Annotated in this window: 35 protein-coding genes; 2 read left to right on the top strand and 33 right to left on the bottom strand. The window is 51.8% G+C overall.

Annotated elements, in window-relative coordinates; translation table 11 throughout:
* The first annotated feature begins 9 nt into the window (after positions 1–9).
* Both LCM29_RS03940 and LCM29_RS03935 read left to right on the top strand, forming a co-directional pair.
* A complete protein-coding gene (locus LCM29_RS03940; RefSeq protein WP_224861019.1) occupies positions 10–849 on the top strand; it encodes a hypothetical protein in 840 nt (279 codons plus the stop codon).
* 83 nt (positions 850–932) lie between these two features.
* Entirely contained in the window at positions 933–1,190 is a 258-nt protein-coding gene (locus LCM29_RS03935; protein WP_224861017.1) for a hypothetical protein, read from the top strand.
* A 16-nt stretch (positions 1,191–1,206) separates the two neighbouring features.
* Here the strand turns inward: LCM29_RS03935 and LCM29_RS03930 are convergent, their stop codons facing one another.
* From LCM29_RS03930 to LCM29_RS03770, 33 genes are all read right to left on the bottom strand, one after another.
* Positions 1,207–1,839, bottom strand: a complete 633-nt coding sequence (locus LCM29_RS03930) for a M23 family metallopeptidase (protein ID WP_224861015.1) — start codon at positions 1,837–1,839, stop codon at positions 1,207–1,209.
* The gene (locus LCM29_RS03925) at positions 1,836–2,366 is read right to left on the bottom strand and encodes a holin family protein (RefSeq protein WP_224861013.1); all 531 of its coding nucleotides are present in this window, start codon (positions 2,364–2,366) and stop codon (positions 1,836–1,838) included. The genes LCM29_RS03930 and LCM29_RS03925 overlap by 4 nt, the downstream gene beginning before the upstream one ends.
* A gap of 136 nt (positions 2,367–2,502) precedes the next feature.
* Positions 2,503–3,024 (bottom strand): hypothetical protein, encoded by a 522-nt coding sequence (locus LCM29_RS03920; RefSeq protein WP_224861011.1) that lies wholly within the window; start codon positions 3,022–3,024, stop codon positions 2,503–2,505.
* A 217-nt stretch (positions 3,025–3,241) separates the two neighbouring features.
* Positions 3,242–5,698, bottom strand: a complete 2,457-nt coding sequence (locus LCM29_RS03915; RefSeq protein ID WP_224861009.1) for an SGNH/GDSL hydrolase family protein — start codon at positions 5,696–5,698, stop codon at positions 3,242–3,244.
* Complete coding sequence (locus tag LCM29_RS03910; protein ID WP_224861007.1) at positions 5,695–6,003, bottom strand: hypothetical protein; 309 nt, start codon at positions 6,001–6,003, stop codon at positions 5,695–5,697. The genes LCM29_RS03915 and LCM29_RS03910 overlap by 4 nt, the downstream gene beginning before the upstream one ends.
* Positions 6,000–6,602, bottom strand: a complete 603-nt coding sequence (locus LCM29_RS03905; RefSeq protein ID WP_224861005.1) for a hypothetical protein — start codon at positions 6,600–6,602, stop codon at positions 6,000–6,002. The genes LCM29_RS03910 and LCM29_RS03905 overlap by 4 nt, the downstream gene beginning before the upstream one ends.
* Positions 6,599–7,771 carry a baseplate J/gp47 family protein gene (locus LCM29_RS03900; protein WP_224861003.1) on the bottom strand — a complete coding sequence of 391 codons (1,173 nt, stop codon included), beginning with the start codon at positions 7,769–7,771 and terminating at the stop codon, positions 6,599–6,601. The genes LCM29_RS03905 and LCM29_RS03900 overlap by 4 nt, the downstream gene beginning before the upstream one ends.
* Positions 7,764–8,120: a DUF2634 domain-containing protein gene (locus LCM29_RS03895; protein ID WP_224861002.1), complete on the bottom strand. Its 357-nt coding sequence runs from the start codon at positions 8,118–8,120 to the stop codon at positions 7,764–7,766. The genes LCM29_RS03900 and LCM29_RS03895 overlap by 8 nt, the downstream gene beginning before the upstream one ends.
* Positions 8,117–8,491: a Gp138 family membrane-puncturing spike protein gene (locus tag LCM29_RS03890; RefSeq protein ID WP_224861000.1), complete on the bottom strand. Its 375-nt coding sequence runs from the start codon at positions 8,489–8,491 to the stop codon at positions 8,117–8,119. The genes LCM29_RS03895 and LCM29_RS03890 overlap by 4 nt, the downstream gene beginning before the upstream one ends.
* Positions 8,488–9,288, bottom strand: a complete 801-nt coding sequence (locus tag LCM29_RS03885; RefSeq protein WP_224860998.1) for a phage protein — start codon at positions 9,286–9,288, stop codon at positions 8,488–8,490. Before LCM29_RS03885 ends, LCM29_RS03890 begins: the two co-directional genes overlap by 4 nt.
* The gene (locus tag LCM29_RS03880) at positions 9,285–9,638 is read right to left on the bottom strand and encodes a phage baseplate plug protein (RefSeq protein ID WP_224860995.1); all 354 of its coding nucleotides are present in this window, start codon (positions 9,636–9,638) and stop codon (positions 9,285–9,287) included. Before LCM29_RS03880 ends, LCM29_RS03885 begins: the two co-directional genes overlap by 4 nt.
* A 12-nt stretch (positions 9,639–9,650) precedes the next feature.
* Positions 9,651–10,226 (bottom strand): LysM peptidoglycan-binding domain-containing protein, encoded by a 576-nt coding sequence (locus LCM29_RS03875; RefSeq protein WP_224860993.1) that lies wholly within the window; start codon positions 10,224–10,226, stop codon positions 9,651–9,653.
* A 1-nt stretch (position 10,227) separates the two neighbouring features.
* Positions 10,228–12,540, bottom strand: a complete 2,313-nt coding sequence (locus tag LCM29_RS03870; protein ID WP_224860991.1) for a phage tail tape measure protein — start codon at positions 12,538–12,540, stop codon at positions 10,228–10,230.
* Between the two features lie 214 nt (positions 12,541–12,754).
* Positions 12,755–13,030, bottom strand: coding sequence for a hypothetical protein (locus tag LCM29_RS03865; RefSeq protein WP_224860989.1), 276 nt, complete (start codon positions 13,028–13,030; stop codon positions 12,755–12,757).
* A 70-nt stretch (positions 13,031–13,100) separates the two neighbouring features.
* Entirely contained in the window at positions 13,101–13,508 is a 408-nt protein-coding gene (locus tag LCM29_RS03860; protein WP_224860987.1) for a phage structural protein, read from the bottom strand.
* Positions 13,509–13,526: 18 nt separating this feature from the next.
* A complete protein-coding gene (locus LCM29_RS03855) occupies positions 13,527–14,537 on the bottom strand; it encodes a DUF3383 family protein (RefSeq protein WP_224860985.1) in 1,011 nt (336 codons plus the stop codon).
* Positions 14,538–14,553: 16 nt separating this feature from the next.
* Complete coding sequence (locus LCM29_RS03850) at positions 14,554–15,051, bottom strand: LIC_12616 family protein (protein WP_224860983.1); 498 nt, start codon at positions 15,049–15,051, stop codon at positions 14,554–14,556.
* Positions 15,048–15,389, bottom strand: a complete 342-nt coding sequence (locus LCM29_RS03845) for a hypothetical protein (protein WP_224860982.1) — start codon at positions 15,387–15,389, stop codon at positions 15,048–15,050. The genes LCM29_RS03850 and LCM29_RS03845 overlap by 4 nt, the downstream gene beginning before the upstream one ends.
* Position 15,390: 1 nt before the next feature.
* A complete protein-coding gene (locus tag LCM29_RS03840) occupies positions 15,391–15,900 on the bottom strand; it encodes a hypothetical protein (protein WP_224860980.1) in 510 nt (169 codons plus the stop codon).
* The gene (locus LCM29_RS03835) at positions 15,890–16,267 is read right to left on the bottom strand and encodes a hypothetical protein (RefSeq protein WP_224860978.1); all 378 of its coding nucleotides are present in this window, start codon (positions 16,265–16,267) and stop codon (positions 15,890–15,892) included. Before LCM29_RS03835 ends, LCM29_RS03840 begins: the two co-directional genes overlap by 11 nt.
* A 1-nt stretch (position 16,268) precedes the next feature.
* On the bottom strand, positions 16,269–16,559 hold the full coding sequence (locus LCM29_RS03830) for a hypothetical protein (protein WP_224860976.1): 291 nt from the start codon (positions 16,557–16,559) through the stop codon (positions 16,269–16,271).
* 13 nt (positions 16,560–16,572) lie between these two features.
* A complete protein-coding gene (locus LCM29_RS03825; RefSeq protein WP_224860973.1) occupies positions 16,573–17,490 on the bottom strand; it encodes a phage major capsid protein in 918 nt (305 codons plus the stop codon).
* Between the two features lie 20 nt (positions 17,491–17,510).
* Complete coding sequence (locus tag LCM29_RS03820; protein ID WP_224860971.1) at positions 17,511–18,227, bottom strand: DUF4355 domain-containing protein; 717 nt, start codon at positions 18,225–18,227, stop codon at positions 17,511–17,513.
* Between the two features lie 21 nt (positions 18,228–18,248).
* The gene (locus LCM29_RS03815) at positions 18,249–19,160 is read right to left on the bottom strand and encodes a phage minor head protein (RefSeq protein ID WP_224860969.1); all 912 of its coding nucleotides are present in this window, start codon (positions 19,158–19,160) and stop codon (positions 18,249–18,251) included.
* Complete coding sequence (locus LCM29_RS03810; protein ID WP_224860967.1) at positions 19,147–20,583, bottom strand: phage portal protein; 1,437 nt, start codon at positions 20,581–20,583, stop codon at positions 19,147–19,149. Before LCM29_RS03810 ends, LCM29_RS03815 begins: the two co-directional genes overlap by 14 nt.
* 4 nt (positions 20,584–20,587) lie before the next feature.
* Positions 20,588–21,859, bottom strand: a complete 1,272-nt coding sequence (locus tag LCM29_RS03805; RefSeq protein WP_224860965.1) for a PBSX family phage terminase large subunit — start codon at positions 21,857–21,859, stop codon at positions 20,588–20,590.
* Positions 21,856–22,287, bottom strand: a complete 432-nt coding sequence (locus tag LCM29_RS03800) for a terminase small subunit (RefSeq protein WP_224860963.1) — start codon at positions 22,285–22,287, stop codon at positions 21,856–21,858. The genes LCM29_RS03805 and LCM29_RS03800 overlap by 4 nt, the downstream gene beginning before the upstream one ends.
* Before the next feature lie 114 nt (positions 22,288–22,401).
* Positions 22,402–22,542, bottom strand: a complete 141-nt coding sequence (locus tag LCM29_RS03795; protein WP_224860961.1) for a hypothetical protein — start codon at positions 22,540–22,542, stop codon at positions 22,402–22,404.
* 594 nt (positions 22,543–23,136) lie between these two features.
* The gene (locus tag LCM29_RS03790; protein WP_224860959.1) at positions 23,137–23,316 is read right to left on the bottom strand and encodes a hypothetical protein; all 180 of its coding nucleotides are present in this window, start codon (positions 23,314–23,316) and stop codon (positions 23,137–23,139) included.
* Positions 23,316–23,855, bottom strand: coding sequence for a dUTP diphosphatase (locus LCM29_RS03785; RefSeq protein ID WP_224860957.1), 540 nt, complete (start codon positions 23,853–23,855; stop codon positions 23,316–23,318). Before LCM29_RS03785 ends, LCM29_RS03790 begins: the two co-directional genes overlap by 1 nt.
* 12 nt (positions 23,856–23,867) lie before the next feature.
* A complete protein-coding gene (locus LCM29_RS03780) occupies positions 23,868–24,239 on the bottom strand; it encodes a hypothetical protein (RefSeq protein ID WP_224860955.1) in 372 nt (123 codons plus the stop codon).
* An 82-nt stretch (positions 24,240–24,321) separates the two neighbouring features.
* A complete protein-coding gene (locus LCM29_RS03775) occupies positions 24,322–24,513 on the bottom strand; it encodes a hypothetical protein (protein WP_224860953.1) in 192 nt (63 codons plus the stop codon).
* Positions 24,514–24,535: 22 nt separating this feature from the next.
* Positions 24,536–24,751, bottom strand: a complete 216-nt coding sequence (locus LCM29_RS03770) for a hypothetical protein (RefSeq protein ID WP_224860951.1) — start codon at positions 24,749–24,751, stop codon at positions 24,536–24,538.
* Between the last annotated feature and the right edge of the window lie 84 nt (positions 24,752–24,835).

Below are 24,835 nucleotides of genomic sequence, written 5' to 3'. Positions count from 1 at the left end.
GTTGGTTTAATGATCGACTTAATTTTAGGAACTAATAATACACTGCTTAATGTTGATAACGTCACTGCCTTTTTGACAGCTGTGACGGTGTGCTTATCGACTTGGGCAGCATTTAGTGCAAAAGCCTCTGCAGATGCGGCGCAATCTCAGTTTAACCTATCTAAAGAAGACTCGAAAATGTCTAAACAACCTCTACTGATTCCGATTGAATCTGATTATCAAGCCGCATCACCTAGAATTAACGAAACGTTAGAAGGTAATGAAACTATCGGGACTAAGTTTGGCGATTTGAAGATTGAGCTAACGAATGTCGCAAATTCAAATGCTTTCAATGTAGTTTCTTATTTGGATGTAAGGAATCTCGAAAACTATTTAGATTTCGTTTCAAAAAATGATTTAAGTGACATTTGGTTGGAGTCTTACTCAATCAGTAAAAGAGGGAAGAAGAGTCCTAAAAATATTAGTTATTACGAGATTATGTTGAGAAATCATAACAAGAGTTCTCAAGTGGAATACAACTATTCATATATTGCCCGAAATAGAGCGAATCCCAAAATGACAATCGGGTCGAATGGTTACATGGACGTGACGGTCAACTCTTATGCCCAGTTAATCTTACGAGACTATATCAATCGAAAAATCGCCCTGATTTTTGACCCAGAAACTCCATTAGAAGATCCGGAACTTGTTATTGTCACTAGGTTTAAAACTGTGGAACAACTTCGTCTTAATGAGTACACTGTCTCCACTTACAAAGTCGTCTTGCATCAAATTTCATCGAGCGCAGATGAAGGAATTTCCTTTAGATTAATGTATGAATACGAGTCAGATAAGGTTATAGAAGGCTAACAACTTTTATCACGGTTAAATTTCGTATTTTCTCCTTTTGCTGAATAGACTTTAAGTAGGTATGCTCGATATGAGGTGATGACATGGCGGCGACAAAACGACCGTTTATGCTGTATGACGATACATATGAGTTGATCTATTCCCGACTGGTGATGGCGAACCTCGACCCGCACATCACATTCCGCGTCATCGAGGTGAATCCGATGAACATGCGCTATCTGTGCGAGGTGACGAGTCGGGATGCCACGTGGTGGCAATGGGTGTATTTACATCGCGGGTATAGCCGCAAGTTGTACAAGAAGCCGAAAGCAATACGTAAAAAAGACCCCACTCTCGTTTGAGGTGGGGTTTCGTGCGTCATACACCTTTTGCTTTGACGATCTTCCCATCGAGGTCGACCGTCGTCTTGTCATCGGGTTGTACCCAAGCGCCAGAAGATTTGGCATGGCTGAACGATTGCTTGTAACCTCGTTGGCCAGAAGCATCGACTTTGAACACGTCCATCGGGTTGATTGTTGAATCGCGCCCCGCCTTCCAGATGTTCGAGGAGCGTGAAAGGGACGGGCTGTACTGCGGATATGCGATATCCGTATCAATCTCGATATGCAGGTGGGCAGAGCCGCCATACTTCCCGGTCGAACCATAGTCAGCAATATTCGTGTCTTCTGGTGCAACGATATCCCCCGCTTTGACATACGTCTTCGCTAGATGCGCCATGCGGACGACGAGGCGACGCGCGCCTTTCTTCGGTCCGTAGTGCACGTCGACAGGATTGACACTGACGGCGATGAGGGAACCGCCCATGAGGTTGTCATATCCGACGGCGACCACTTTCATCTTAAACGGAGCGTATACGGCAAAGTCTTTGCGGTTGAGGTCTGCCATGTCAGTACCAAAGTGTGCAAAGCCCATCTTCTGACGATAGAGGGCGTTTTTGTACCCTGCCGTGATCCGTGCATTGTTGAGTGGTAAAATGGCTTTCTCGGTCATTTCTCTTCCTCCTTCGTGGCGATGATTTCCTTCTCGGCTAACTCTGTGTCAATCGGCACCTCGCGGCTGACCGGCTTGACCTGTTCGTCCTCTGGTGCGACATCTTGGGCGATGCGGTCGATGGTCGGTTCTTCCTTGTCGCCTTGTAGTTGCGAGAGTACCTCGACGAGCTTGTCAGGGAGTGGCACGCCTAAAAGCGCACAATTCTCCGTGACGGATAACCCCTCGCGGGCGATGTAGTAATAGATGACGAGCGTCCGCATGACGGGATGGCTGTTGTTGAGCATCTCATCGAGCAGTACGGCGACGATGATGACCAAAAAGACGACACCCTTGCGGATGCCGCCCCACCACATGACGTCCGAGTTGAGACGTTTGTGTTTGGCAGCGGCGAGGAAGCCGGTGACATAGTCGATGACGATGAGCGTGACGAGCAGTTTAATCGCCACGTCCCAGCCCCCTAACATCCCTGTGACGATGGTTGCAATGGCGGCAATGCCGCCCTCGATGATGTTTAGTGTACGCATGATTGACCTCCTTGTTGTGTGGGGTCACGGGGTGTGTCGTGTGCATGAGTGTGACCCTCCTTTTGAGACGGTGACGGACAATGAAAAAGCGCCCCGAGGGAGCGCTTCTGAGAGAAATTAATTACGTTAAATAATTTTAGTGCATGTCTGTCAAATCAAGTCCATTGTCTCTTCTGTACTCGTATTCCTCTATCCATTTAATATTATAAACTTGATCTAGAGTCACCTGAGATTCTCTATTAAAAATGTGACTGTTCATAATATCGACCACTTTACGTTTAACCAGTGCCTCATCTTCAATATTCCAGAAATGATGACAATATTCTTCTAGAACCGAAGCTAATATTGCATAATCAGACCATTGATTCTCTATCCAAAAATTAATAGGATAAAAAACTAAGTTTGTTCGATAACCACCTGCTTCTTCGTCAAGTTCAAAGGTTATCATCTTTTGGTCACTGATAATGGCATTTAGTTTTGGCAAAGACTCGATGGAAATACCTTCTGAGATAATTTGCCTTTCAACGCCCATTGTTCCTATCCGGAAAAGTTGATTGTGCTCTGGTGATATATTACACATTGAAACGAATCTGATTTTACGACTAATTTCAAATTCCATTATGTTTGGCGTCGGAAAACCACTGCCATGAACTTTCATTTACATTCACCTCCAAGATAATTACAACGTCATTATTATAATTATCTTGGAGTGGTAATTACAATCTAATCATTTACTAATCAGTTTTGCAGCATCTTTAGTCAGTTTACTTTTATCAATCTTTTTACTATTTGATAGATTTAACATTTTTCCTTTGATCATGGATTATACCTCCTATCTTTTCATCGCTATCTGACCCAATAACGCTATAGATTACTTACAGACCTTCCATCAACGGTAACATTTGAGCTGCCAGTAAATCATATCCTGCATCATTCGGGTGCAAACCATCCGGGATGTAAGCCGTTTTCGCGGTCTCGTTGTACGCTTTGATTTGCGAGTTACGCAAAATGTCAAAACTCGCAATCCCGTAAAATCCTGCGACCTCACGAAGTGCGTCCATATAGTCGTGGACGTACAACCCTTGTCCGTTCGTTTCCTGCATATTGTAGCGCGGGATGGTCGTGAACACCGCAAGCGTTTTTGTCGGATACTTGGTAACGAGTCCGCTCAACAAGATGTGGCAAGCGCCGTAAAATGTCGTGTTCACGCGGTCTGCCATCGTTCCGAGAGGTACGTTACTCCCAAAATCGTTGGTACCGCCAAGAAGCGTGATAACATCTGCGTCAACCATGCTCGAATAGCGCTCGACCATCGAGTCAGTACGACCCGCGCGAACGGCGATAGATGAACCGCTGACACCATAGTTGTTGACCTGAGCGAAGCCAAGTCTTTGACGCAACACCGTCCAATACGAATACGCCGGTCGGTTGGTGATGCTATCACCTAATACGTTCCATGTTTTACCCTCATAACGTTGTGTTTCTTTAGCTACTTTAATCGTGTCGCTAAATGAGTATACGTCGTAAGGTACATAGTCGGCAGGGACGGAAGTCCCTTGAACAAACATAAACACGTCTAAATGCGGATCGTAGATTGAATGTTTGACGAATGCCGCGTTCGCACTTGTCGTCATGGTCGTCGCACCCGACACCCCGCGAATATACTGTTTATTTGCGTCGTATTCAACGACCTCGACCGCGTATGAGTACGCATACTGCGTGTTCGGTGTAATCTCGATAAAATCTGAAATGTTGTAGTCGTTTCGCGCTGTCGTTGTCCCGTTTGTGTTCAGCCGAGCGTCTGCCGTGATGCGTGACTTGTCGAAGAGGTTGACAGAGTCACGATACAAAAAGGCCACATTATTCATATCGACTTTTAGCGAACCTTTCAGCTTGTCGCCCTCAAAAAACAAAGACTTCACGGCGACTTCATCCAATCTCAGTTTTTCGATCAATACCTGCATATCATATGGTTGATACTGTGTCGGGACAGTGTTACCTTCTACCAACATCAATGTAGCGATATTCGTATTTGCGGCAGAGATTCGGACGTATTTTGCAGTCGCACCTGTCGTGATTGTTTTCGTCGGCGCAAGCACAGTTTTTACAAATACTTTGCCCGCATTGTATTCAACGATGCGATCTGTATTGTTCGCGGTGTAAGTTGTGTTCGGTTTTACCTCGATAAAATCAGACACACTCCAGTCTGCTTTGACATATAGTGACCCGTTCGTGCTGTCTAAGTTGTAGCCATTTGTTAGAACACCATCTTTGTTAAAAAGGTTTTGTGTTGCTAAAACCGTTTTAGCAAAGCTCGTCTTATCGGGTGTGACTGCCCCTGTCGCTACTTTTTCGGTCGTCACACTTCCGGCGGATGGGGTCACGTTTACCGAAGTGTTACCCGCCATCGCTTGCAACACTTCGTCAGACAGGTTGGCGAGTTTGATGCGATCTGCGTCTGCGGCAATTTTTAGCTTGGATGACGGAATACTGTTTAAATCAATTCGCGTCGGGTTAATTTGTTCGGTGCGTGCCGTTTGGATATCTGCGTCAAACTCAGTCTTACTCGTCTGCAAATCCTCGTTTACTGCGTTGATTTGTGTGGTTGTCTGTGTCTCAATATCCGCCAACTGCGACGTAAGTCGCGTATCGAGTGCGGTGATTGCGTTCGGGTCCATCGTCTGGATGAGCACCCAAGCACTACCGTCATAGCGGTACACATTGCCCGTGTCCTTCGTCTGTCGTGTGTCGCGGGTCTGTGGGTTTGAGAGAGCGTTCAACGCCGTCAAGTTGTTGACGGGTTCCTTCCAGATGAGGTTGGCTGTGAGAGCCGCCTCCGTCGCATTGATGGCGTCCGCTGTCGCTTCATTTGCCGCGATGGTCGCCGCTTCTGCCGCCTGCACCTGCTCGATCAAGTCCTCTGACAACGCCTGCGAGGCGCTGAAATAGACCGCCTCGACGATGGTCCCTGCATCCAATCCCTCTGAAAGCGTGAACGATGTCGGGGATGTCTCCGTGAAGTCGACACCCGAACGCTGTTTGCCCCCTGAGATGTAGACGTCAATGCGTCCTTGGTCGATGATGTAGGCGCTCGTCAGGTTGAACACCGTCTGTCCTGCTGTCGCCGCGAACGTCTCAGAGCGACGGGTCACGTTCGCCCGTAACTTGTCGAACAGGTCCGCGTTGACGGGCGTCCCTTCCTCGATGACTTCTGACGGGTTCTCGATCCATGTCGGGATGAGGTCGACGACACCGGGAGATACTTGAACCTGTTTGAAACGGTTCGGAAATTGGACTTTATGGTCCTTAAAATCAATATTATAGTCTGTCATTCTGCAGGCACCTCCGTGATTTCAAATTCAAAACGTGTATAGACGTTCCGTGATTCGGGTTTTGTCAATGGAGCGTTTCGCTCGAGCATGACCGACCCGTTTTTGTGGATGATTTGGATCTTTGTGACGGTCTGGACGCCCGTCGGGATGCGTGTCCAGATAGAGACGAGGTTCCCGCTCCGTTCAATCTTGTAGATGGCGACGTCGAGCGTCCCCTCTCCTTGAATGTGCAAACGCGCGAAGTCTGGCATATCTGCGAAAAACTGTTGAATCTCGTCCATCGTGTTCGGTTGAATGAGTATCATCCTCGAATCACCCCCGTAATATTTTGACTGCCTGCTTGGTAGAGACCGAGCATGACGCTCCGTGTCTCCATGTCGATGACGTCCGACTCGAACTGAATGCGAGACCGAGGTTGATAGACCTCGATATAGAGGCGCACGCCTGCGGCCATAACCCGCTTCAAGATTTGATAGTTCAATAGAATTCCTTCGTCCCGCGTGTTCTCGATCTGCATCACGAGTCCGGCAGGTTCAAAGTCATAACGTTCTGACGCCCACGTCTCGATGATGTTCACGATGTCATCCTGATAGAGCACCTTACCCATCGAGAGGACTGACTCCATATCACCCTTCGAGATGGTCGCCTTGATGGCGGTCTTCAAAAAGTCGCGATAGGCATCATCGTCACGTCCGTCACGAGCCTCACCGAGGTTCACGCCGATCAGGTCGAGCGTCGTGCCTTTAGCGTTGTCGATGTCACGCCAGTCGTTCACCGTCCGAAGCGTGTCGTTCAAGCGATCCAACTGTTCGGCGACGATGGTGATGAGTTTCGCGATGTTGCTGTCCTCACTCTTGTCAAACACGTCCGTCAGCATCTTAATCATCTTGTTTTTCACACTCATGAGACGACCACCTTGTCCGCATCCGTCAACGCGACTTGACGGTTCGTGATGGCGATGTTCGAGGTTCCGACCGGGTTCTCACTCGTGCCGAGCTCCACGGTCACGTCATCGATTCCTTGCACCGCATGGGCGGCCGAGATGATGCGTGTATAGATGACATCGTCGCCTAGCCCCAGACCGTTGAACACGGTCTCGTCCGCATCGATACCACCAATATATTTGATGATGTTCGTCTGGACCTTGTCCATGCCGTCGACCGGGAAAAACTCGTTTGTCGACAATGTAACGTTCACGTAGATCGGTACGACCTCCGCTCGCTCGAATCCGATGGTGTGCGTCCCGCCGATGCTGTCCTCGACGACGACCTCTGTCGTGCCGTATGACCGGATGCCCGCAGGTTTGACCGAATAGATGGCCTCTGCGACGTCTTGGTCACTACCGCCGTATACGAGCGCCGAGAAGGATTTCGGAGGGATGCTGTTGAGTTCCGTCATCGTGTCATTTTCTTCGATGAGCACGGTCTGGACGCCGCTGACGCCGAGCAAAGATGCCCGTAACGCTTCAAGTGTCGACGCCCCTCCAGTCGATAGCGAATCTTCGTATCGTTCACGGAGCTCTTGATCGGTTTCGGTGTTCACGCCGTTCATGATGGGTTCCGTGTTCGTGACGGTGTAGATGTCGAGGTCAGGCTCCACGAGCTCTGTGAGCGTGTTCGCCAGTACATTGGACCCGACACCCGCCTCGAGCGCCTCGATGCCGACAGAGCCATTCCCTGCGCCGTCCAGAGTCAAGTCTGCGACGGTCTGATAGATCGGGTCATCCTCTTTCGGGCCACGGATCTTCGTGCCGATTTCGATGAGCTTGTTCGGGAGTCCTGTGATTGTCACCGTGCCGAAAGCGGGAGCCGCCTGTCGTCTCGTGATACCGAGCAATTTCGCCAGACGGTCGATATTGACGCCCGTCGCGGTCGAGATAAACGCCGACAGATAGACCGCCTCAGCGAGTTGCCAAGTGAGACCAATGAACCAAGCGATCACCCGCAACAAGATGCCCATGACGGACAGGCGCCCGACGTTCAAGTCTTGCCCGAACTGAGATTTCGCCCGATTCTCGAGCTCTGTCAGGATCTCGTCATAGGTCATCCGTTTGAATCCTTTTTCATCAAGCACTATAATCCACCTCGCTCTCTATGATGTCGCCCTCGACCGTCGTGACTGTGAAGTCGATGGACGTCTTTCGTTCCAATGAGTCGATGCTGACGCTGATTTCGTCGACCGTCTCGACCCGTTCCTCTTGCGATAGTCCCGCAAAAACCTCCGCTTGGATGTCCTCTTTCGTGACGCCCTTGCCGAGTATATTGAAAAACTCGATGCCCATGTCGGGCTCGAGCTGAAATTCTCCGATGTTCGTGCCGACCGCATTGAGTAGCGACTGCGCCACCTCTTCCTTACCGTCGACGAGCGAGACATCATTCTCCCAGATGACGAGGTCGCCATCCTTCAATTTCAAATCTTTCATCTAAACACCCCCAAGATGACCGCATCGTTCAGGCTGTGCCGTCTGAAATCGGCAGGCAGTGCCTCCCGTCCTGTGATTGCATAATCGATCGCCCGCTCTCCGAAACTGATGAACACGACGTCCCCGACCTGATAGGCAGGCGTCAGCGTCTTCCGCACGCCGTCCAAAAATACCTTTTGACTAAGGGCGGGCACATTGATGAGGAGCGGCATGCGCTCCCCCCGCGACTCGTCAAACTCTTTCGTCATGATGAGCGGTTGGACGTCGTAACTGCCGCTGTTGACCTTGACGACCTTTGCGACGGTCGCCGTATGCAGGTTGTAGAGCTTTTCCTCGATAAAGTCGTTCAGCATGTTCAGACCTTTGCTCATGCTTTGACCACCTCGATCTCTGTGATGAAGTCCGACCCGTTTTTGATGTGTCTGCCGCGACGGACACGAAACTGCCCGTTCGCCGTCTTGCTTTTGATCGTGATGAGTGAAGCTGTTGAGATGCGGTATTGAAGCAGGCATTTCACCTTATAGCCCCGCTCGCCGTCGTTCTCATAGGGTTCTGGGCTACCGATGAGCCCCGTGTCACTCGATAAGGTGAATCGTGTCGACGAGGCGGCGTCTGCAATGCGACAGATATAAAGGCGTTGCTTATGAATGAAGAAAGCTGCGCCGCACGCCTTCGCTAGTTTCTCGACCTCTTCGACCACCTTCTCGTTGACCGTGTACCCTTTCGGATAGGACACGTCTTTCGGCAAGTTGATCTTACCTGTGGGCACGCCTAGGAGCGGCACCAAGTCCTTGAGGATTTGTGACGCCTTGACGTTCTTCCCGTATGTCTTTTTCTTCGTCTTTTTGTTCGAGAGGTCTGGACCATCGATGACCGTGATGCGGGTCACGCGGTCGACACCCTCCCATTCACTGCGTATCGATGAGACGCGGGAGTTCAGGATGTACCCTGACCCGTCCGTCTCATATCCTGCGACGATGCCGACCTTGTCGTTTCGGTTGATCTTGCTGAGGGTCGACTTCGAGAGGTTGAAGACCTTGATGATGGACTCGTTCGGGTTCGTGTCGTCGTCGAACTCGACCTCGAACTCGATGTCCAAGTCCTTCATTGACATCCTCACGTCATTGTCGACCTCGATGCGGGTCACACGTCCGAACGTCGTCGTCATGTCGCCTCACCTTCCTCTGGCGTGTTCGTCTCTGAGAGGTCATAGAGGAATACTGTCTTGTTCAGGTTGTCGAACGTGATCCGACTTTCGACCCCGGAGAGGTCAAGCGGCACCAGACGACTCACGGGGAACCGGATGTCATCCATGTCCTCGAACAATTGCTTGCCATAGACGAGCGGTTCGCCGAAAACGAGCGGCTCCTCCGCCTCGTTCAATAGGTCGACCGTGAAAAAGTCGAATGTACGATTGTAACGGAACTCCATGAAATACACCGAGTTCCCAAGTGTGATGTCGAAACGATAAGGGATGAGGTCCTTGTCGATTTCGATGTAATACAGGTTATCTTGCAATTGCCTCACTCCTTATCGTTTTGGAATTAGTAACTTTTGCCCGGGATAGATCAAGTCAGGATTTCGGATGATGTTCCGGTTCGCCTTGAAGATGGTGCGGTAGTCAGGCGTGCCATAGTATCGTTTCGCGATAGCCCACAGGGTATCACCTTTCTTTACGACATAATACGTGTTCTTCGTCGCAGGTTTCGAGGTCGGTTTCTTCTGCTGTGTCCCTTTGCTTTGGGTCGACTTGCGGACAACGCTCGACTTCGCGATGCGCACCTCTTGCAATGTCACCGAGAACTCGAATCCGTTCGCGATCCGTCCGTGCTCCGTCTTTTTGAAGTCCAAGATGATGACGTTTTTCAGACGTGTCCGTCCGATATAAACGACTGGCTTCCCGCTGTACATCTGATTCTTGAAATAGGCTTCCGCCTTCGGTGCGTTGACACCTGTGACCTTTCCAGTGATGGAGAAGGTTTCGAGCTCACGTTTGACGTGGTCAGTGATGTTCACACCCTTCTCCACCGGATGAGAGGTTGCTTCGACGGCGAAGTCGGAGCTTTCACTGGTGACACCGATGTTATAGCTTCCTAGTTTCGCCATGTTACACCTCCGTCGTCCGTGGACTTACTCGTCCATATGATGCGAACAAGTCCTCTAGGACGTCGCGCACCGCCTGCCCGGTCTCTCGTGGGCTCTGTGCGCCGTTGATATTGATGGTAATCGCATTACTATTGTTCGAGCTGTTGTTCGACGTGCTCGATGAATTCGAGCTTGATGCCATCGGTGCGATGCTCGCGCGTTCGTATGAAGTCGTACCCGTGAACATCGTGCCCATCGAGTTTTGCACGTTCGGCGTCGCCTTGATGATGCTGTCCTGAATCGGGCCACCGAAATCGAGATGGTCGAGGTCGGACAGTGGTCCCACTTTGGCAGGTGAGAACGGGAGGTATTCCCGAATGGTCTCCGCGACTCCTGAAATCGTCTCTGTGACCTTGCCGACCATCGAAGAAATCCCCTCGATCATCTGCCCGATCAATCCGGCACCCGCATCGTAAAAGGTTTGACCGAGTCCAAGGACGAACTCGACTGCGCTGTTGAATCCTTCGACGATCGTGTCATAAATATTTCCGACCGTGGTAGTCACAGCCGTGTATGCTGACTCGATTGCCGTTGAAATACCTGTCTTTATGGACTCCCAGATTTCAAGTGCAGTCGTGAGTAAATTTGTGAAAATTGTTGATACAGTCGTTTTGAATCCTTCCCATAAAGTCGTTCCGAGCAAAATGAGCCCAGACCACATTTCAGAAAGGAAGGTAGTGAAACTAGTCCACAATTCAATAGCAAAATTGACAATTCCTGTCCAAATTTGATTGAGAGCATTCATAAAATCTGACCATAATGTCTTACCGGTTTCAACAAGGTAATTCCATCCAGTGACAAACCAACCGGACAGCATGGTCCATGTATCAATTGCCCATGTCGATATGCTTGTCCAGATTTTCTGCCAGCTTAAATCAAATTCTTGCCATGCCCAGATGATGACCCCTGCGACCGCTCCGATTAAAAGAGCAACAGCGATAACTGGCAAAAACGGCGCCATCATGGCCCATACGGCAGGTACGACCGTGAACATGATGACCGCCCCGAGAATACCGAAGGCGACAGCAAGCCCGCCGATTGCCGCTGTGATGATCGGCATATTGTCAGATGCCCATGTGGCGAACGCATTGATCGCAGGCATGACCTTCTCCATGATCGGTTGGACAATGCTCACCTCGAGCTGTCTTCCGATTCCCGCGAGTGCTTCCATCGGCGTGTCGTATTTGACGGCATTGATGGCATCCATCGAACCCTTTGTCTGGTCGAACAAGTCTCCGGTATTCCCCAGAGCTAGGACGGCACTTGAACCCATGTCTTCCCATTTGGTACCGAATAACTCTACGCCTAACGCGTTGCGGTCTGCCTGACTTTCAACCCCTTGTAGTGCATTGACGACTTCACCGAATGCTTCATTCGCTTCAGGTCCACCTTTGGCAAACGTCGCAATCATCTCCTCTGAATCAAAGCCGAGCGCCTTTAAAGCGTCTCCTACCTTTTCAGACTGAGTCGTGGAAAGAATCCCGAATTCTTTGATGCTGTCGCCAATGATATCAATGTTCCACGAACCGGAATCTAATCCCGATTTCATCATCTCGAAGAAATCATCCGCGCTGAACCCGAGCGCTGAGAAGTAACCGGAGTATTCATCTAGCGTTCCAAGAAGTTCTCCGCCGACGTTTAACCCTTCCGCTTCACCTTGTGCAATGAGGTTGAACGCCTCTTCACCCGTGATACCGAAGTTACTCATCATCTTGTCTGCAGCGCGGACGGACTCTGTGACGTCATAACCGAACGTGTCCCGAAGTCCGATTGCACTCTCTGTCAAGTATTGCAATTCATCTCCGCTCGCCCCTGTGGCTTTTCTTACGGCAGCCAATGAGTTCGCGACATCATCCCAGGACTCTCCAAAATTATTTACATAGATATCATTGGCCACATCTTCGAGTCCTGCGAGCTCTGTTCCCGTTACACCAGTCGAAGCAGCAATCTGGTTCATCGCACCTTCATACTCGTTGCCCATCTCCCAGAACATCGTCCCGACCTGCCCGATGATGGCGGCACCACCGAGAGCGGCGAAGGCGGCGCCCATTTTAGCACCGAACCCTTCGACCTTGTCGCCTGTGTCTTTCGCTTTATCACCAAGATCGTCGACATCATCCGTGGTGGGTTTGACCTTGTCACCGAAGTCATCAATCTTGTCACCCGTGACCTTGGCCTTATCTCCGAGGTCATCGAGTGCATCGTCCGCCTTCTTGACGTCACCGAACCCTCTGACCCCGAAGTCTATCTGAATCTCTGTGCTGTTGTCTGACATATTGCCACCCCCTTTGTCGGGTTACTTCTTGCCACGCTTCGCCTTCTCCATCTGCGCCTTCACTTCCTCGTTGTACAGGTCGAGAGCGGCGTTCAGCGTATACAGTTCATCGAGCGTCATTTCTTTGAGCTCCGTGTACGTCGCGGAGCAGTTTTCTGCGAGGAGCGGGCGGTAGATGAGCGAGTCCCGTTTCGCTTTCTCTCGATAATAGCTCTTACTTTCCCGCGAAGGGTCCCTGAAAGACCTCGTTACAGATCTTCAAGACCTGCGCATAGTCCTCTGGTTTCTCGTTCTCGAAATAGTCCCACGACACTTTAGGCGACACGACGACGTGTGCGAAATATTCGTCCTGCATCTTCGTCTGTTGGACGACGCCGAACTGGTTCTTAGCACGGTCCGAGATTTCGTTCGCCGCTCGTAGTCCCGGGAACTGGAAGACGTATTCTGTGCCGTTGATCGTTTCCTTGCGTTGCTCGAATGCTTTTGACATGGGTAAAAACCTCCGTTTGTTTGATTAGTGTCAAATAAAAAAGGGACGATTTCCCGCCCCTTGCTATTGATTATTCGTACTTGTTATCGAAGTCGAAGACCACGATCTCGTATTCACGAGGTTCCGCAGTCGTCCCGAGGGTACCAGTAGGACCCTTGAGGATGCGCGCCTTGTTGCCGCCCGCCTTCTCCGTGAGTGCGCCACGCTTTGATACCGCCCAGAGCGGGAAGAACTGCTTTTTCTTGAGTAGGTTCATCATGTGCTTGTTCGACGGTGATGTCGCCTGCAATGTGATCGTGACCGTCGCAGATGTGTCGTTTGACTCAGAGACGATAAAGTCCCCATCCGCTCCCGCCTCGTACTCGAATCCGTCCTCGTTCGGCTCGAACTCGATCTTATCCTCAGCGAAACCAGTCAAAAAGACGCCATCTGCAGTGATTGTCGTGTCTTTGGCATTATATGAAGTATATTCTGGCATGTCCGTTTTCCCTCCCTATTAGAACGATACTTGTCCTTTGATGTCTACCTCTTCGATGGCTCCTGCCAAGCGGTAGGTGAATTTCACGCCTTTAAGCTTACGTGAGGCACGGTCTGCCTCTGTCATCGCCTGTACGTCCGGGATGACGACCGAATAGATGCCGTTGCCCGCCTCGTCCGTTGCGATGATCTCGTTGTCGAGGCCGAGCTTCATGACCGATTCGACCTCAGCACCGATCATGTTCGCGCCCGCCTGCGTATATGAAATCTTGCGGTTCTTGATGTAGAGCGCTTGGACACGCTGTTCAAGCATCGCAATCATCCAGTCGTTGCCTGCCACCACGTCGAGGAACTCGCCGCCGCCCAATTTCGAGCCAGTCGTCTGCGGTTCGCCGAATTTCGTGACGTAAGACGATGCATTGACCGCCTCCAATGCATTGAAATCAGCAAGCGAGAGCTCGACCGGAGTGATGCCCTCGAGTTGCTTGAACTTCGCTGTCGCACTTCCTGCCGCGTCTGCCGCGAACTGACCAACGAACGCCGCATCGATGTACTCGTCCGCCTCTGACGTATAGAGAACATAGTAACGTTCGATGTTCGCCGCATGAAGCGCCTCAGCATCCGCCACAGCATTCGAGCGGAGGATGGCGACCTTGTTGTCGAGTGCATCCAACTTCTGCACCACGGCGATTTGGTCGACCGTGTCAGCCGATTCCAACACGACATAGTACCAATCTTGATTGAGATTGTCCTCGACGACATCGGCCGCCGAATCGCTCACCGAGTCAAACCCGACGATGGCGATCTTCTCAGGTCGGTTGTTCTGACGGAGTAAAGTCGCCGCCATCTTGTACGCCTCAGTCGTAGCAGCGAAATCAAGCTCCACCGATGCGAGTGCGTCATCCCCTGAATATTCTTTGTAGGCGAAACCGCCCGTCTTCTCGACCACCAAGAGCACGTTCGTCGATGTGACCGCCCCCGATGGCTTCAACACGTCAATGCTGACGCTCACGTCTTTATAAAGAGCCATGTGATGCCCTCCTCAATTAAATTTGTTCGATCTCCGCGTCATCGATCGTATGGATGACGACACGTTCCTTCGTTTCCTTCACCCTGAACCGTACATCGAACCCGACACGATGCTCATAGGCGTCGCCGAGGTACAATGTGCGGTCTTGGACGTTCGTGATGTCGACCACGGTCAACCCTCTCGAGTTGAGCTCATACTCGCCCACGAAATCGAGGTATTCCTCCGCCTTGGAAGCGAGAGACATCGCCTCGAGATCCGTCTGTCCGAAAAAGTTGAACGAGAACACGACCTCGACGTCCGTCTCTTTGCGTTCCGTCACGGTCTCACCGTCCACGACCGTCTCGACATGCCCGCTCATCGGCCCATGTTGCACCAGACGAGGGTTGATGACATTGTACGAGCAGAACGGGAGCTCTGGGCGAGGCGCCTCCTCATTGGAAGGGACGACCTCACGCCCCAGGTAGCCCCGTAACGGCGCATAGAAGCCTTGAATGATAGAATCATAGGTTTTCACGCCGTCGCCTCCCTCGTCGCCACATAGCGGAAGAAATCGCCATATGTCGTATAGTCACCATACGTCTCGATGGTCCAACGGGCACCCTCGAAAAGGATGCTCCCTCGTACATCGAGCGCCGAGCGGCTGTAAATGATGCGGTTCGCCGATGTGATTCGACCGCCGCTCTCATATACCGCCTGTTTGTCGGCAGGTAGGACGGCCATGAGCCTGTCCGCTGTGGACTTGATACCATCCACCCATCTGCCCGTCGCCGGGTCTCGATAGCCTGCCGTCTCGATCGTGTAAGGCACGCTGACCTCATACTTTTGAATCAGACCTGCAAAGTTGTATAGCATATCAGTCCACCTCGTGCTTGATGGCGCCGATCATTCGACCAGTGTCCACCAACGGATTGCCCGAACCCTTGAGCATCTTCGTCGCCGAGCTGTTCGGCGGGCTCTTGAGGTCACGGGCGAACTCTTGAATCTTTCCTGCGAGCTCCAGACCGAGCATGTCGAACATGGTGTCCACAGGGACGTTCCCGGTCACCGCCTCGTTGATGAGCTCACTCGCCTTTTGTCTCCATCCTGCCTCATGCTCGTTAAATCCGGCACGAATGAACGACCGCTCCGGTATTCGGATGACGGTCGTCGACTTCTTCAGGTGGATGCCTTTCGCGGCGGAGAGATACGCCCTCATCTTGTCAGTGACACGGATGTCGCACCCGTATTCGTGGACGTGGGCGATCATGCCGAGCTCCCCGTCCTCCATCACACCGACCCGCAATGTCCGACCATCGATGCTTTTCGCGTTCTTCACGATGTCCTTCAATAGGTCAGGATTGCGTCGCCTGATTTTAACGCCCATGACGACGTCTCACAGGCATGAACAGCACGTCTGAATGGTACGGTGCCCAGTGCTTCTGAGCGGTCGCATAGATGACCGTCTCGTCACCACTGAACGACTGGGATAACCCGCCGATGGACTCAGCGGTCACACCTTGACGGGCGCTCATGGTCTGGTTCGCCTTGACCCAGTCCGAGATGCCGAGCTTGACCGCCGCAGGGAGCACGAGAAGACCCGTCTCCGCATCGACGAGTGTGAGGAAATCGAGCTTGTCACAGTACGACTGAGCGGCGAGGATTCCCGACTCGAGCAACATCGAGAGTTTCATGTCTTGGCTCGTGTCCTCGACTGGGATGCCGAGGAGCGCCTTGAGTTCTGCAAGTGTCACATCATTCACCCTCTAACAGTTTGAGTAATACCTCTTTCGTGTCGCGTGGGTTGTGTTCGACGCCGCCCTCTTTCAACTTGCTAATGATTTCCGCCTTCGTGAGTTCGTCGAGTGCGGGTTCTTGGTCGCCTTTGTCCCCGTCCGGTACTTGGTCATTATCGTCAACCACCTGAGCGTCATCGGCTTCAGCCAACTTGTAGCCTAGCCCCTTGTAATACACACGATAAAGGCGCTCTGATACCTCGAGCGCCTTCTTGCCTTCTTTCTTGATGATCACTAACTTTTCAACCATGAGTCAAACCTCCTTATGGTGTCACGTCTGGAGTGAGTACAGCGAACGCCTCGTCCTTGAGGACCATGAATGCCACATGCATCGTCGCACGAAGCGCGAACATGTCACGTTCCCAAAGGTTGAGCGGCTCCCCGCCTTCATCGACGACAGTCGTGAGTGTCGCCTCTTCAGAGATCGAGTATTGGATGTCTTGGAGGATACCGAAACGAGCATAGTCCCAGTCACCTGTCATGGCGACAGCCTTCGTCTTGTCGAACGATGAGCCGTTGACGTAAGCGATAGGCAAACCGAGGATGTCGTCCGGTGCAGTACCGTCTCCTTTGACGTAGATCGGGCGACCAGTCGAGTCGAGCTCTCCACGGAACACCTGTTTGAGCGAGCGAACCGTCGCGATACCGTCTGGATCGATTTCATTGTCCTCGACGAGTCCGATGAGTCCGTTCAATTGACCATAGAGCGCTTCAGCGTCATCGTGCGCCACCGTGTTACCTGCCGCAGTAGCCGCCGCGAGGATAGAGTGCCCTGCCGCATATGGTGACTGCGTGCCGAACAATGCCGCTTGGTCGAACTTCTTGTAAAACGCCTCAGCGATTTTCGGACGGATCATGTTGAAGAAGTCTGAGACCGAGTAGTTCAAGAACTCCTTAGACACTGGGATGATGACGCCGAGTTTCTTCGCCTCCATCTCAGCAGTCAACCATGTCGCCTTAGACGTCTGGATGCGTTCCCCTTCTGCGACCCAGTAAGCGCCCGGGCCTTCAGCGAGGTACGTGATTTCTTTCTTCGGGAGGCTCATGTCCTCGAGTTGAGCGAGTTGCATGACGGCAGAGTTCTGTACGACCTCGCCAATCATTTCTGATGCGAATTGTGTCGGGATGCTACCCGTGCGGGCGTTCATCAATAAAACGTTATCTGGGTTAAATGTAGGCATGTAGGTTTACCTTCTTTCGATTATTTTTTGATCTGGTTTGCACGAATCGTCTCTGCGATGGATTTGAAGCCGGAACCGCTAGAGCCTGCCGAGCCGTTGCCCGGGTTGTACCCTGCGCCCTTGATCTTCTCCTCGACCTGCTTGGTGACGAGTCGGTTGATGATGTCGCTGACCGTCTTGATCCGTTCGTCCGTTGCTGTGTTGCGGGCTTCTTCGTCCTCGCCCTCGTTTACGATGACTAGATCGAGTAGTTCTGAATCAAGACCCTCCTTCGCCAGTGATTGGATCGCGTGGAATTTGTTCTTTTGAGACAACAGTTCGCGTTGACCTTGGAGGAGCTTGTCCTCCGCCTCCTGTGCGAGTTGTTCCTTCGATTTCCCTTGATTCTTCAACTGGTCGATAGTCGTCTGCAACTCTTTCTGTTTCTTGCCATAATCGTTTCGGACTTGGTCCTGAGCGGACTTGATGAGTGCGTCGATCTGTGCCTGTTGCTCCGGTGTGAAGACGGGAGCCGCCGCGCCTTGGCCGCTATTGTCTGCGCCTTTGTCTGCGCCGCCCTCTTGTCCACTGCCTTGATCACTAGCACCGCTGCCCCCTCCGCCTTCTGCGAAGTATTGTAGGTTCAGGTTGAGCGGGTATTTCGTTTCACGTTTGAACATAGATGAAATCTCCTTTTGTGCGTTTCGATCACCGAGCCGATTCGGAGCCGCATGCGTATCCTCCTCGTATCGCGTCAATCGAGCCGCGTGTGATTTGATTTATTTGAGCCGTACCTTTCGCCATTCCTCGTAGGTCATGGACGCCAGTTCGGCGTGTTCCTTCTTCTCGACACGTTCGACCGTGTAGGTCACGAAACAGCGGCAGTTGATGTCATGGGCGGCGACCCCAGAGGTTCCGGGAGCATCCGCCTTGATTCCCCTGCCGAGGTTGAACTGCTCGTCCGCCTTGACCGTCTGACCGTCCATCTTTCGGTGGTTGGCTTTCGACGTTTTGCGGACACGGCTGTCACGGGAGGAGTTCCATTTCTTCATCATGACGACTCCCTGCGACGCCGCTCGTTGTACCGCCTGCGATTTTCCTTGTTCGACGACACGGTGCGCCTCAGTGCGTGAGACCCGTATAGCCTTCTTGTAATCGCCCTCGAACACCGTCTTGAGCTCTTTCGCCATCGACGAGTAGGACGACCCTCTCACGAGCGCTTGCGTCACGGTGGAGCGGATAGTGGCAATGATGTCACGACGATTCTTTTCCAACGTTTCATTCAGCGTCAGCCCCTTCACCGGATTGTTCACGGAGGCAAGGATCTGCTCCGTGGTCACGCTCGTGTAGTTCAGGTATGCCATGGCCGCGGTCTCGATGCCGAATGCCATGTATTCGTAAGAAAAGCGGAACGCGTCTGAGAGATATGTCAGCAACGCGTTTCGTCGTCGTTGAGTGAGGAGCTTGGAGCGGGTCTCAATCTGTTTGACGAGCGAGTCGAGGCGGTTGAACTTCGCCATGTCCTCATAGGTCAGTTCATCCTTCTCCAGTCGTGCATAGATGGCGGAGACGTCGCCTAGAACGTCCTTGATGATATCCTGATACATTCGTCTAGTCTCACGCTCGAACAGCACCTCACGTCGTTTCTGCGCCTTCTCGAGTGCCTTCTGTTTGTCATCAAACGACGGCATCGGTCTCACCCTCTAGGACTTCCGTCTCCTCGTCGAGGTCGAGCGGGTCGATGGCATCCTTCTCCTGCTCCATCAGTTCGAGCTCATATTCGACATCATCCACGAACGAGGCGAGCCCGAGGCGTGTCTGGTCGGATACGAGTCCTTTTAGTTTCTGTTGGATGTCCGCCTCGTTGACGAGGTTCTGCGGGAAGTTGCGTTTGAACTCTGCGAACACCTTGTAAGGGTTCATGGCGAGGTTCTCGAGTGCCCACTTGGTGGACATGACCTCGAACATTCGTGTGTCTGCCGCTTTGAACTTTTGCTCGAAGCGTGCCGCCTTGGTCTCCAGTCCGAACAGCTTGAACTTGAGCGACTCGCCGCTCTGAGTGCCGCTGAACGCCTCGTCTGCAAGGTCTGGCGTACCACTGAAACGATAGATGTTGTCATGCAGGCGGTTGAGATGGTTCTCGATGGCGCTGTCGTTGAGGTTCTTCTCGAGGAAACGTGCATCTATCTTCTCGCCTGACATGCCCGGTATGGAGATGGCTCCACTTTTTCGCATGTTGTCAATCTGTTCTTGGTCGACGGATGCACCGAGGAACAAGAGATATGCCAGACGGAACGCCTCGATCTCCGAGTTCACATCCGAGACGGTGCGGTCGATGGCGTCGATGAGTCCGAGCACCTTGTCCGGGTCGCCCATAAGTTCCTCGTTGTTCGGATAGCCGAACAGCGGGCAGAGCTTGAAGGCGTGGATGTTCTCCTCTAACAGTTTGAGCTCTGAGCCGTCCTGTTGGTACTTGTAGCGGCGTAACCCGTCATAGAAGTGAATGACATAGTTGCCTTCTTTGCCGTAGTAGCGGACGGCGTACTTCGTTTCGATGATGTTCCCGTCCTCGTTCAAGAGGATGGCCTGATGACCGGGGATGTACATCATGCGTTCCTTGCCCATCGTGTCGATATAGAGCAGTCGGGCAGAGTAGCCGCCGATGGCACAATACTTCGTCGTTTCCATGTTGACGTCTGCGATGCGGTTGCGTTCCAAGAAGTCCGTCAGCCGCTCCGAGATGCTCTCAAAGTTCTGTTCCTGCTTGTCATAGGCATACGCCGCGGGCTTTCCTGCGAAGTACCCTGTCTTGATGTCGACGATTTCTGAGAAATAGTCGTTGTTGATGCGGTTATCGATGGTCACGTCCCGCTCGAACGACCGATGAAACACTGGGACGCCGCTCGCGTCCGTCTTATAGCGCTCGTGGTTCATAAGCATGCGCAGACGTTGCGGTTTGTGCTTCTCGATGAGTTTCGGGATGACCTTCCGATGGTCTTCTCCTTGGTCGAGCAGGAGGATCTCATCGGTATAGTCGGGGATGTCGAACGTGTAACCCTTGATGTTGCCGTTCGATGCGACGTAATCGCCCCCGGTCTCGAAATCGTTTGCCATGTGCTTACCCCCTTACTTTTAATGCCGCGGCCTGTGGTCTCATGTCCCGCTCCATTGCATAGCGGGTCGAGTCGATCGCGTGATTGTTCTTGTCCTCGAGCTTCGGTTTCGGATTTCCGTCACGATCGGTCTGATAATCGATGTCCTCGAACTCTTTCGCCGTGTGAGGCGTCCGTTTCGGGTCGATGATGATCTCGTCCAAGTCGTCGAGCCATCGTTCACCGAACTCGACACTGTCAGGACCCTTCTTCGCCCCGATGATGCGAGCAAGACCCATCGAACGGAGTTCCGCGATGGACTTCGGCTCTGCGGAGTCTGCGATGATTTCCTTCGTGTGGTAGCCCTTGGACATGACCCATTCAGCCAACTGCCTGTTGGACAGCTTCACGCCATACAGCTCATCGATGAGGTACAGTTTGCGGCGGGTCTTGTCATAGTGCCATCGCACGAAAGCGAGCGGGTCGGTCGCATAACCGAAATCGACGCCCTGACGGATGTTGTCGAACCTTGCGACCTCTTCGTCCGTGATTGTTCTGAACGTGAGATTGCTGAACGGGACGACACCCGAGCCGATCGCCTCGCCACCATACTCCCATCTGTACCGCATCGGGTTCCGTGCCTTCATGGCCTCCGCCTCCTCGATGAACTGCTTCGAAATGTGCGGGTTGTCCAGATAGGTCGAATGATGCACGAAGGTGTTGGACGGGATGAACGCTGACTCGTACTTTTTATTGACCCATGATTGTTTACGCTTCGGCGGGTTGTAACTGAAAAAGAATTTATAGAAAAGACCATCCGGCAACTCGCCCCGTAGGATGGAGTTGGTGATGGTCGTGATCTCGTCCTCTGTCTTGAACTCAGCGAGCTCCTCAATCCAGACGAATGCGAACGGGAAATTGGATGCCTTGAGCGATTTGATGCGCTCCGGTTCCTGTGCCCCACGGAACACCATGTAATTGCCGCGAGGGATGTAGGTGATCCGCATCGGGCTCTTGTTGATCTTGAAGAGGTGACTGACACCCGATAGTTCGATGGCCCACTTCATTTGTTCAAAGATCGAGAGCTCGATGGTGTTGTCGATTTTGCGGATGCCCACTGCGTTGAGCGGGTACCGCATCATCAACTGGGTCAAGATGATCGCGATGTCCGATGATTTACCGGAACCACGCCCACCCTTCTCGACGACGTTGAGGATGTCGGGACTGATCGCCGCCTTCCAAGACGAATGAAACGCCTTCGGGAGCAACTCGGACAAACGGATTTGCTTTACGGTCATCCGTCATCGCCACCGATGTCATCGACGAACTGGACGGCGAGCGAACCTTTCACGTCGACCTCTGAGCGATCCGTGAACAGTTTGTAATACTTCCCGAGGATTTCCGCTGCCCGAATCTTCTCTGCGTTTGTAGGTGGCACTTGCGACACCTCCTGTGCGCCCATTCCAACACCAACGAGAGCGGTTCCCCGTTCGTCACCCATGATGATGCGGGTCAATGTCTCGAGCACCTCGTCCTGAGAGGCGATGAGCGAGCGTTCTTTTGCATTCAACCGAGCGTCGATGTAATTCCTAATTTTAGTATTCTTTAGTAGCTTGTCTGCATTCTGCCCAGCGTACTTTTCCGAATATCCTGCCCGTATCGCCGCCTTCGTCGCGTTCAAATCCACGAGGTATTCATCACAAAATCGTTGCTGTCTCGCATTCATCTCATCGCCTCCTTTCGTTTATGTCTACAAGGCCGCGCACGTTGGGGGATGTCTAGGGGAGTTGACACGTGAGCGGTATTCTAGGCACAAAAAAGACGCCCTGAGGCGTCCTCATCAGAACAGGTTATCCATCATCTCGTCCGAGCATCCGTGTTCCCAATACTCGCGTTCGCTGATTTCCTGTCCCGTGTATGGATCATAGTAAGTTTGTTCCTCATCTTCGTTGAACCATTCGTAATCATTCCCGCGTTCCATTCGACCACGCTCCCAGTTATGAGTACAATCATCGTTCGATTGTCTACAAGATATAACCGTCTCGTTTGTCGAATTCGCAGGTTTTCCGAAAAGTTTGTTGTTCATTTCGTTCCACGTCCTTATATTCAAGTTACGCCACTTTCTGCGCACATGGTATATAGGGTCGTTTTCGAAAAATTATCCACTTTTCACGAAAATAAATTTAAAAAGACGCCAGATCAATGGCGTCTTGCTTACTCTATGTGGTGGATGGTACATGGACGAACACATTATGCGAGTCCTCGGAGCGTCCGGTCGTCTTCGGTGGGTGGGAACGTCTCCGAGTCCTCTACTCTCTTAGTCTATCCTCTATATGCGTGACGCGCGTACACGATTCGTACACAATTAGTAAAGTCAGTTTCTACATCTTGCTTAATTGTTGCAATATTGCTCGTTCCATCATCTTCCTCCGTCGTTTTTCGACACTAAGACCTTGCGCTCTAGCGTCACTCCTAGCGTTCCAAAACATTGTGTAGCGCATGATTTCCATATTTATTTGTTCTACTGGACCTTTGTCTTTCTTCTCGTCTCGCTTTAACCATTTTTTACGAGTAGTCACTCCCCCTCGCCTCCCAACACGTCGTAACAACTCTGGCAATACCCCGTCGTCCCTCCGAAGATGTCCGGCTGTTGCAACGTCGCCTCGTTCCCGCAGTCACAGTTCGGTGGGTAGCCCGCGATGCGTCTATTCTGCTCGATCAATGCGTTGAGTGTCGCTTGAGTGTCCAGTGGCATCAGTACACCCCCGAATCGCTACGGTCGTGGTTGACGGCGTTCTTGCGGTTGTATGTGTCGATGATGTCCTGTTCGGTAAACTCATAATACTCAGCGAGCGACAATAGGATGGCAAGGGAACGATTGATTTGTCCGCTCCCGATACAATCCGTCGCGATATCCCACGCCGTTAGCTCTTTTACACCGCTGATGTAGTCCTGGTAAATGTCATATTCAGTGACAACATCGAAGTACGCTGATTGTAAGTCCATATCTTCAAAGAATGGGCTGTCCTGCTTAATCATGTGGTTGACGAAGCTGAGGTAAAAGTGCAACGCGTCCACCAATTCCTCGATAAACTCCGCCCGCCGCATCGGTTTGTTGCTCCAATGCTTGAAGTCGCCCTTCATTTCGTTCAGACACTCGGCTAACTCGATGCGGAAATACAACTCGATCCGTCTGAGCGGTAAGTCTGTCACTCCGTTCTTTTGTTTAATCTTCGCGTCCAACACTTCCTGCTTGCCTGCCAACTCGATAAACGTCTGCTCTGATAAAATCATGCTCTCATCCTCCTAGAATAGTCTCATTTGCCCGTATTCCCGCTCCAAGGGTGCAACCCTCTTCACAGGTGTCGGTCTCTTCTCAAGCCTTACTGTCGCCTCTCGATTCGGTCCATCCGTCGCATCGTGCTCCACTATCAACTTCTTTCGCTCTGCCTCGAATCGTCCCTCTGCCTCGTCATCCCACTCACCGAGAATCTCGTACCCGTCGCACGGACTCTCCGCCCCTGCCCAGTGCGCGCTTTTGATGACGACCGTCTGTCCCTTCTTGTCCGTGACCGCCTGCCAGTAGACGAACAGGTGCATTGGTTCACCTTGGTACACGCTGACCTCCATGTTTCCGAACTGATCGCCGTATGTCGCTGCATAGACATGATGTTCCATACCGAACCTCCTCGTGAGCTTGATGGGACTTTATGGGTCGCACCAAGCTCTTTTATTGGCATCTTCTGGTCAATTCATAATTTTATTGGTCAAATCGTTGAAAACTAAGGATGATAACCGATCCGCTATCGAACCCGTAATCTTTTTCGATACTTTTCGCAATTTCTCTTACCACATCGATATCTGTAATTTTTCTATCAATCAATGTTTGAGTGCATCCGAAACCACTTCCTGTCCTGTTCGCGTAGTTGTATGAAATAAAGTATTTTTCCATCCCATCCACTCTCCTATAAAATTTATCTTTCCTTCGCCACGTCCGATAAAAGCACAAACTCCCTCAGTTGCCCCTCGTCGAGCACCCGATTCGTCCGATGATACGGGAAGTGTTTCTCCCGTGGTCGTACCTCGATCCGTCCGCTCGGGCACCGGATGCCGTCTGCGACGACGACACCCTTGTACTTGATGCGTAAGTGATTCTTTCGTTTCTCGTGCGGGATAATCTCTAACGTCATCTCTCGTTCCCCTCCTGTAGTAAGCTGATCGCCATCGCCCCGAATATCACGATGAGGAACAGCGTCATGCCTGTGTCCGTCCAT

The organism is Exiguobacterium aestuarii, from assembly GCF_020171655.1.
GTDB classification, from domain to species: Bacteria; Bacillota; Bacilli; order Exiguobacteriales; family Exiguobacteriaceae; genus Exiguobacterium; species Exiguobacterium aestuarii_A.
The sequence above is the reverse complement of the archived record's forward strand: the minus strand, read 5'-3'. Positions and strand labels throughout refer to the sequence as shown.

Bases quoted from the DNA above. Each gene is read 5' to 3' on its own strand.
- LCM29_RS03870 (WP_224860991.1), bottom strand. From the start codon at position 12,540: ATGTCAGACAACAGCACAGAGATTCAGATAGACTTCGGGGTCAGAGGG.
- LCM29_RS03935 (WP_224861017.1), top strand. From the start codon at position 933: ATGGCGGCGACAAAACGACCGTTTATGCTGTATGACGATACATATGAG.
- LCM29_RS03845 (WP_224860982.1), bottom strand. From the start codon at position 15,389: ATGCTATACAACTTTGCAGGTCTGATTCAAAAGTATGAGGTCAGCGTG.
- LCM29_RS03865 (WP_224860989.1), bottom strand. From the start codon at position 13,030: ATGTCAAAAGCATTCGAGCAACGCAAGGAAACGATCAACGGCACAGAA.
- LCM29_RS03815 (WP_224860969.1), bottom strand. From the start codon at position 19,160: ATGCCGTCGTTTGATGACAAACAGAAGGCACTCGAGAAGGCGCAGAAA.
- LCM29_RS03825 (WP_224860973.1), bottom strand. From the start codon at position 17,490: ATGCCTACATTTAACCCAGATAACGTTTTATTGATGAACGCCCGCACG.
- LCM29_RS03775 (WP_224860953.1), bottom strand. From the start codon at position 24,513: ATGGAAAAATACTTTATTTCATACAACTACGCGAACAGGACAGGAAGT.
- LCM29_RS03800 (WP_224860963.1), bottom strand. From the start codon at position 22,287: ATGAATGCGAGACAGCAACGATTTTGTGATGAATACCTCGTGGATTTG.
- LCM29_RS03920 (WP_224861011.1), bottom strand. From the start codon at position 3,024: ATGAAAGTTCATGGCAGTGGTTTTCCGACGCCAAACATAATGGAATTT.
- LCM29_RS03885 (WP_224860998.1), bottom strand. From the start codon at position 9,288: ATGACGACGACGTTCGGACGTGTGACCCGCATCGAGGTCGACAATGAC.
- LCM29_RS03875 (WP_224860993.1), bottom strand. From the start codon at position 10,226: ATGGCGAAACTAGGAAGCTATAACATCGGTGTCACCAGTGAAAGCTCC.
- LCM29_RS03895 (WP_224861002.1), bottom strand. From the start codon at position 8,120: ATGAAAGATTTGAAATTGAAGGATGGCGACCTCGTCATCTGGGAGAAT.
- LCM29_RS03890 (WP_224861000.1), bottom strand. From the start codon at position 8,491: ATGAGCAAAGGTCTGAACATGCTGAACGACTTTATCGAGGAAAAGCTC.
- LCM29_RS03940 (WP_224861019.1), top strand. From the start codon at position 10: ATGATCGACTTAATTTTAGGAACTAATAATACACTGCTTAATGTTGAT.
- LCM29_RS03790 (WP_224860959.1), bottom strand. From the start codon at position 23,316: ATGCCACTGGACACTCAAGCGACACTCAACGCATTGATCGAGCAGAAT.
- LCM29_RS03785 (WP_224860957.1), bottom strand. From the start codon at position 23,855: ATGATTTTATCAGAGCAGACGTTTATCGAGTTGGCAGGCAAGCAGGAA.
- LCM29_RS03805 (WP_224860965.1), bottom strand. From the start codon at position 21,859: ATGACCGTAAAGCAAATCCGTTTGTCCGAGTTGCTCCCGAAGGCGTTT.
- LCM29_RS03860 (WP_224860987.1), bottom strand. From the start codon at position 13,508: ATGCCAGAATATACTTCATATAATGCCAAAGACACGACAATCACTGCA.
- LCM29_RS03780 (WP_224860955.1), bottom strand. From the start codon at position 24,239: ATGGAACATCATGTCTATGCAGCGACATACGGCGATCAGTTCGGAAAC.
- LCM29_RS03840 (WP_224860980.1), bottom strand. From the start codon at position 15,900: ATGGGCGTTAAAATCAGGCGACGCAATCCTGACCTATTGAAGGACATC.
- LCM29_RS03930 (WP_224861015.1), bottom strand. From the start codon at position 1,839: ATGACCGAGAAAGCCATTTTACCACTCAACAATGCACGGATCACGGCA.
- LCM29_RS03925 (WP_224861013.1), bottom strand. From the start codon at position 2,366: ATGCGTACACTAAACATCATCGAGGGCGGCATTGCCGCCATTGCAACC.
- LCM29_RS03830 (WP_224860976.1), bottom strand. From the start codon at position 16,559: ATGGTTGAAAAGTTAGTGATCATCAAGAAAGAAGGCAAGAAGGCGCTC.
- LCM29_RS03795 (WP_224860961.1), bottom strand. From the start codon at position 22,542: ATGGAACGCGGGAATGATTACGAATGGTTCAACGAAGATGAGGAACAA.
- LCM29_RS03910 (WP_224861007.1), bottom strand. From the start codon at position 6,003: ATGATACTCATTCAACCGAACACGATGGACGAGATTCAACAGTTTTTC.
- LCM29_RS03915 (WP_224861009.1), bottom strand. From the start codon at position 5,698: ATGACAGACTATAATATTGATTTTAAGGACCATAAAGTCCAATTTCCG.
- LCM29_RS03855 (WP_224860985.1), bottom strand. From the start codon at position 14,537: ATGGCTCTTTATAAAGACGTGAGCGTCAGCATTGACGTGTTGAAGCCA.
- LCM29_RS03810 (WP_224860967.1), bottom strand. From the start codon at position 20,583: ATGGCAAACGATTTCGAGACCGGGGGCGATTACGTCGCATCGAACGGC.
- LCM29_RS03770 (WP_224860951.1), bottom strand. From the start codon at position 24,751: ATGACGTTAGAGATTATCCCGCACGAGAAACGAAAGAATCACTTACGC.
- LCM29_RS03905 (WP_224861005.1), bottom strand. From the start codon at position 6,602: ATGAGTGTGAAAAACAAGATGATTAAGATGCTGACGGACGTGTTTGAC.